Annotated in this window: 6 protein-coding genes and 1 pseudogene; all 7 read left to right on the top strand. The window is 65.0% G+C overall.

The annotated features are described in order from the left end of the window. Nucleotides 1-415 precede the first annotated feature (415 nt). Nucleotides 416-1237, top strand: a complete 822-nt coding sequence (atpB, locus tag QZV72_RS08670; protein ID WP_297007397.1) for a F0F1 ATP synthase subunit A — start codon at nt 416-418, stop codon at nt 1235-1237. A gap of 78 nt (nt 1238-1315) precedes the next feature. Continuing rightward, nucleotides 1316-1558 carry an ATP synthase F0 subunit C gene (locus tag QZV72_RS08665; RefSeq protein WP_297007394.1) on the top strand — a complete coding sequence of 81 codons (243 nt, stop codon included), beginning with the start codon at nt 1316-1318 and terminating at the stop codon, nt 1556-1558. Between the two features lie 93 nt (nt 1559-1651). After that, nucleotides 1652-2209, top strand: coding sequence for a F0F1 ATP synthase subunit B (locus QZV72_RS08660; RefSeq protein WP_297007391.1), 558 nt, complete (start codon nt 1652-1654; stop codon nt 2207-2209). Nucleotides 2210-2214: 5 nt separating this feature from the next. After that, the gene (locus QZV72_RS08655; protein WP_297007387.1) at nt 2215-3033 is read left to right on the top strand and encodes a F0F1 ATP synthase subunit delta; all 819 of its coding nucleotides are present in this window, start codon (nt 2215-2217) and stop codon (nt 3031-3033) included. A 62-nt stretch (nt 3034-3095) separates the two neighbouring features. After that, nucleotides 3096-4730, top strand: coding sequence for a F0F1 ATP synthase subunit alpha (gene atpA, locus QZV72_RS08650; RefSeq protein WP_297007384.1), 1635 nt, complete (start codon nt 3096-3098; stop codon nt 4728-4730). Nucleotides 4731-4782: 52 nt separating this feature from the next. Beyond that, a complete protein-coding gene (locus QZV72_RS08645; protein ID WP_297007381.1) occupies nt 4783-5760 on the top strand; it encodes a F0F1 ATP synthase subunit gamma in 978 nt (325 codons plus the stop codon). A gap of 3 nt (nt 5761-5763) precedes the next feature. Further along, a pseudogene (locus QZV72_RS08640) lies at nt 5764-6633 on the top strand (F0F1 ATP synthase subunit beta); the annotation flags it as partial.

Raw genomic sequence — 6633 nt, 5'->3', positions numbered from 1 at the left:
TGTGACGATCATCCTCGCGATGGTGGTCGGCCTGGCCACGGAGACCCTCGGGATCCTGCGGACGACGACGACGAACGTCGGCTGAGCGTGGACGTTGACGGGGGTGGGGGTTATTCGAACGGGGGAGCGGCGGAGGACGGTCGACCTCTCCTGAAACCGCAGGTGGCGGACGAGGGGGGGATCCGTTAGCGTGTGGGTCGCGGGGCTGCTATTGTTCAGTGCGGGTAATCAGGCGACTGTCCTGGCGCATCTGCGCGGTCAGGGACAGTCCTGGATCTACGCCCCCGGCATCGTGCGGATGTGCGACGGAGTCCACGGTGACCGGGTACCACCTGACGACCTCCATCGCACCGCCTGACGCACAGGTCACGCGGCTCAACCTCGGGAGAGAACGCTGAGCGTTACAACCTTGGCCATGAAGGGTGAGTTCCACGCACCCGAATTGGGACATGAATTCTTCCCGGGTGGAGATGACTTTGCTCCGTCGGATTCACACGGCGGACATCTCTGGTTCTACGATTTCGCGAACGGCTTCTTCGCACTCGACCGACTGATGCTCATCCGTCTGCTGATGATCGTCCTGTTGGCGGTGTTCTTCATCGTCGCGATGCGCAAGCCCAAGCTGGTCCCCCGTGGCATCCAGAACGTCGGGGAGTACCTCCTCGACTTCGTCCGGATCCACATCGCTGAAGACATCCTGGGGAAGAAGGAGGGGCGCCGGTTCCTGCCGGTCATCGCCACCATCTTCTTCGTGGTGCTGGTGGGGAACATTCCCTCCGTCATCCCGTTCCTCAATGTCTCGCCCAACGCCCGCATCGGCATGCCGATCGTGCTGGCCGCTGTGGCGTACATCGCGATGATCTACGCGGGTGTCAAGCGCTACGGCTTCGGCAAGTTCATGAAGTCCTCCCTGGTCATTCCGAACCTGCCCCCGGCGCTCCACATCCTCGTGGTACCGATCGAGTTCTTCTCCACCTTCATCCTCCGCCCGGTCACGCTGACCATCCGTCTGATGGCCAATATGCTGGCGGGCCACATCATCCTCGTCCTGCTGTTCTCCGCCACGAACTTCTTCTTCTGGCAGATGAACGGCTGGACCGTCCTGTCTGCGGGCACGCTGGCCTTCGGCCTCGCGTTCATGCTCTTCGAGATGCTGATCATCTTCCTCCAGGCGTACATCTTCAGCCTGCTGGCCGCGGTCTACATCGAGCTCTCGCTGCACGCGGACGAGCATTAAGCACAACCCACCTGACCCCGGTACCGGGCCACAGTTTGAAGATCCCGGTACGGATTCACGAAAAGGAACGGAAACACAATGAACGAGCTGCTCATCCTGGCTCAGGACGCCTCCTCCGAGATCACCGGCCTCGGCGCCATCGGTTACGGCCTCGCCGCGATCGGCCCCGGTATCGGTATCGGTATCGTCGCCGGCAAGACCGCTGAGGCCATGGCCCGTCAGCCCGAGATGGCCGGCCAGCTGCGCACCACCATGTTCCTCGGTATCGCCTTCACCGAGGCCCTCGCCCTCATCGGCCTGGTCGCCGGCTTCCTGTTCTAGTGTGTGGCGCCTGCCGTCCCCGGCGGGTGGTCCACCCGCCGCGCGACAGGCACTGAAACACCATCACCACGCACAAGAGCGAAAGCTGAGACTATGACGAACCACTTCATTCTGGCAGCCGAAGAGCTGCCGCTGGAGGACAGCCCGAACCCGCTGGTTCCTGCCTCCTACGACATCGTCTGGTCCCTGATCTGCTTCATCATCATCTTCCTGCTGTTCTGGAAGTTCGTTCTTCCGACCTTCAAGAAGGTCCTCACCGAGCGTGAGGAGCAGATCGAGGGTGGCATCCAGCGTGCCGAGGCAGCGCAGGAAGAGGCCAGGGCGGCGCTGGAGAAGTACAACTCCCAGCTCGCCGAAGCCCGTACCGAGGCAGCCCAGATCCGGGACGACGCCCGTGCCCAGGGTCAGAAGATCATCGCCGAGGCGAACACCAGGGCCGAGGCCGAGGTCAAGCGTAAGGCCGCCGACGGCGAGAAGGCCCTGCTTGCGCAGCGCGACGCCGTCGTCTCCGATCTGCGCAAGGACCTCGGTGCCGCGTCCATCAACCTGGCCGAGCAGCTGCTCGGTGAGGACCTGGCAGACAGCACCAAGAAGTCCGCGACCATCGACTCCTTCCTCGCTGATCTCGACAGCGTCGGTTCGGGGAAGTGACGCCCGTGCACGCAGCGAGCCGAGCAACCCTGGACCAGCTGTCCGCGAGCCTGGACAGTGCCCTGACCGGGCCGACCGACGCCGCCGGCCTCGGTGCCCAGACCGGTGCCGACCTCTTCGAGGTCGTCGAGCTCCTCGACGGAGACCGGACCCTGCGCGCGGCCCTGGTTGACCAGACCATCCCGGACGACCGTCGCGTCGAGCTGGCCGTGAGCCTGCTCTCCGGCAAGGTTTCCGGCACCGCCCTGGAGACCATCTCCGCCGCGGTGCATTCCACCTGGTCGAACACCCGTGACCTGCGCAACGGCCTGGTCGAGCTGGGCCGTCGCGCCCTGCTGCGTGCCGCCGGTGCCCAGGGCCAGAAGGACCGCGTCGGTAGTGAGCTCTACCAACTCGCCCGCCTGCTCGAGAAGGAGCCGCAGCTGGAGATGCTGCTGGCAGACCGTCTCGCGCCCGCCGACGACCGCCGCGAGCTGTTCGCGAAGGTCCTCTACGGCAAGGTCAGTTCGATCACCGAGGCGCTCGCGCTGCAGGTGGTCAGCCGGCCCGGCGACCGTCCGGTCGAGGGACTTGACGTGGTGTGCGACTTCGCCGCCGCCCTGGACGGGAAGACAGTCGCCCGCGTGCGTACCGTCGCGCCCCTGTCCGACGCCCAGTCACAGGCCCTCGGGCAGAAGCTGGAGAAGATCTACGGTTCCGCGATGTCCGTCCATTCCGAGGTTGACACCAGCCTCCTCGGTGGCGCGGTCATCCGGGTCCGCGACGAGGTCATCGACGGGAGCGCGGCCGGTCGGCTGGACAAGCTCCGTCGCAACCTCGCGTAGAGCCTGGATCGACAGAATATTCAACCAAAGAAGCTGGAAGACAAACCGAGAGCAGGAAGAACATGGCGGAGCTGACGATCTCCTCCGATGAGATCCGTAGTGCGATTGCGAACTACACCTCGAGCACTTCCGCGGAGGCCTCCCGTGAGGAGGTCGGCGTGGTCACCATGGCTGCGGACGGCATTGCCCAGGTTTCGGGCATGCCTTCCGTGATGACCAATGAGCTGCTTGAGTTCCCCGGCGGCGTCATCGGCGTCGCGCAGAACCTCGAGACCGACTCTGTCGGCGTCGTGGTTCTGGGTAACTTCGAGACCCTCAAGGAGGGCGACGAGGTCAAGCGGACCGGCGAGGTCCTGTCCATCCCGGTCGGGGACAAGTTCCTCGGTCGAGTCATCAACCCCCTGGGCCAGCCCATCGACGGCCTGGGCACCATCGAGGCCGAGGAGGACCGCGTCCTGGAGCTTCAGGCGCCCTCCGTGCTGATGCGTCAGCCGGTCCACGAGCCGATGCAGACCGGCATCAAGGCCATCGACGCGATGACCCCGATCGGTCGCGGTCAGCGTCAGCTGATCATCGGCGACCGCAAGACGGGTAAGACCTCCGTCTGCATCGACACCATCCTGAACCAGCGCGAGAACTGGGCCTCAGGCGACAAGACCAAGCAGGTCCGCTGCATCTACGTCGCCATCGGTCAGAAGGGCTCGACCATCGCGGCGGTCCGCAAGACCCTCGAGGACCAGGGCGCGCTGGAGTACACCACCATCGTCGCGGCCCCGGCCTCCGACTCCGCCGGCTTCAAGTGGCTGGCGCCCTTCGCGGGTGCCGCCCTGGGCCAGCACTGGATGTACCAGGGCGAGCACGTCCTGATCATCTTCGACGACCTCACCAAGCAGGCTGAGGCATACCGTGCCATCTCCCTGCTGCTGCGTCGTCCGCCGGGACGTGAGGCGTACCCGGGTGACGTCTTCTACCTGCACTCCCGACTGCTGGAGCGTGCGGCGAAGTTGTCCGACGAGTACGGTGCCGGTTCGATGACGGCCCTGCCGATCATCGAGACCAAGGCCAACGACGTGGGCGCCTTCATCCCGACCAACGTGATCTCGATCACGGACGGTCAGGTCTTCCTGGAGTCGGACCTGTTCAACCAGGGCGTGCGCCCCGCCATCAACGTCGGTGTGTCCGTCTCCCGTGTGGGTGGCGACGCACAGACCAAGGGCATGAAGAAGGTCGCCGGAAACCTGCGTCTCGACCTGGCCGCCTACCGCGACCTCGAGGCCTTCGCCACCTTCGCCTCTGACCTGGACGAGTACTCCAAGGCTCAGCTGGACCGTGGTGAGCGTCTGGTCGAGCTGCTGAAGCAGAACGAGACCGAGCCGCAGGCCGTTGAGGACCAGATGGTCTCCATCTACCTCGCCGGTGAAGGCGAGTTCGACAACGTGCCGGTGGTCGACGTGCGTCGCTACGAGGCTGAGCTGTGGGAGAACCTGCACGCCAGCCACGCGGACATCTACGCCCAGATCGCCGGAGGTGTCCCCTTCACCGACGAGTCGAAGGAGGCCCTCAAGGCCGCGAACACCGAGTTCGCCAAGGGTTTCCAGACCACGGATGGCACCCCGGTCGTCAACGAGCCGGAGCCGGAGGCTCTGCCCGAGAGCGACCTGGACAAGCACCAGATCACCGTCTCCGCCAAGAAGTAGGCGGCGACGATGACCGAGAAGTCCAAGTACACCGAAGAAGGGAGGTAGGAAGATGGCTACACTTCGCGAGCTGAGAGACCGCATCAAGTCGGTCAACTCGACGAAGAAGATCACCAAGGCGCAGGAACTCATTGCGACCTCGAAGATCACCAAGGCACAGGCACGGGTGACCGCATCCCAGCCCTACGCCGACGAGATCCTGCGGGTCATCCAGCGTCTGGCGTCCGCCTCCTCCCTGGATCACCCGATGCTGGACACCGAGGCTCAGGCACGCCGTGCCGCGATCCTCGTCATCACCAGTGACCGGGGCATGTGTGGCGGTTACAACCACAACGTGCTGAAGACCACGGTCGAGCTTCGCAAGAAGCTCCGGAACGAGGGTAAGGACGTCGTCCTCTACATCGCCGGTTCCAAGGGCGTGGACTACTTCAACTTCCGTAGCGAGCCGCTGGCCGGCGCGTGGACCGGGTTCTCCCAGGATCCGGACTACCAGCTGTCCCACGACCTGCGTCGCCACCTCATCGACGGTTTCAACGTCGGTCCTGACGGTGTGACCAGGTCCCGTGCCGGCGTCAACGCTCCGGAGGGAGAGGGTGTCCCCGGCTTCGACGAGCTGCACGTGGTCTACACGCGCTTCCAGTCGATGCTGACCCAGACCCCGCAGGCCTTCCGTATGCTGCCGATCGAGACCCGCGTGGAGGGCGACGTCGCCCAGGGCGCGGACCTCCTGTCGAACGGCCCGGACTCCGTGTCCGCCGACTTCGACTTCGAGCCGGACCCGGACACCCTGCTGGCCGCACTGCTGCCGCAGTACGTCTCCCGCAGCATCTTCGCGCTCATGCTCGAGTCCGCCGCCAGTGAGTCCGCCGCCCGACGGACCGCCATGTCTGCCGCGACCGACAACGCGACCGCTCTGGTCAACGACCTGTCCCGGGTCGCCAACCAGCTGCGCCAGGCGAAGATCACCCAGGAAATCTCAGAGATTGTCGGCGGCGTTGACGCGCTGTCCGACAGTGGAGAAAGTGACTAACTTATGACTACAGCAACTCAGGTGCAGCGTGAGGACGCCGCATCGACTGCTGCCGGACGCGTTGTCCGTGTCATCGGCCCGGTCGTCGACGTGGAATTCCCGCGCGGCGAGCTGCCGGCACTGTACAACGCCCTGCACGTCGATGTGACGCTCGAAGCGGTCGCCAAGACCATCACCCTCGAGACTGCCCAGCACCTCGGCGACCACGTGGTCCGGACCATCTCCATGGCCCCGACCGACGGACTCGTCCGCGGCCAGGCCGTCGTCGACACCGGCAAGCCGATCTCGGTGCCGGTCGGTGACGTTGTCAAGGGCCACGTGTTCAACGCGCTCGGCGACTGCCTCGACGAGCCGGGTCTCGGCCGGGACGGCGAGCAGTGGGGCATCCACCGCGCCGCCCCCGCTTTCGACCAGCTCGAGGGCCGTACCGAGCTCATGGAGACGGGTATCAAGGTCATCGACCTGCTGACCCCGTACGTTAAGGGCGGTAAGATCGGCCTGTTCGGTGGCGCCGGTGTGGGCAAGACCGTGCTCATCCAGGAGATGATCACCCGTATCGCCCGCGAGTTCTCCGGTACCTCCGTGTTCGCCGGCGTGGGCGAGCGTACCCGTGAGGGTACGGACCTCCGTCTGGAGATGGAGGAGATGGGAGTCCTCCAGGACACGGCCCTTGTCTTCGGACAGATGGACGAGCCCCCGGGAGTCCGTATGCGCGTCGCACTGTCGGGTCTCACCATGGCGGAGTACTTCCGTGATGTCCAGAACCAGGACGTGCTGCTCTTCATCGACAACATCTTCCGTTTCACCCAGGCCGGTTCCGAGGTCTCCACGCTGCTGGGCCGTATGCCCTCCGCCGTGGGTTACCAGCCGACC

Source organism: uncultured Corynebacterium sp., assembly GCF_902782855.1.
Lineage (GTDB): Bacteria > Actinomycetota > Actinomycetes > Mycobacteriales > Mycobacteriaceae > Corynebacterium.
This window is presented reverse-complemented; position numbering and strand designations above follow the sequence as displayed.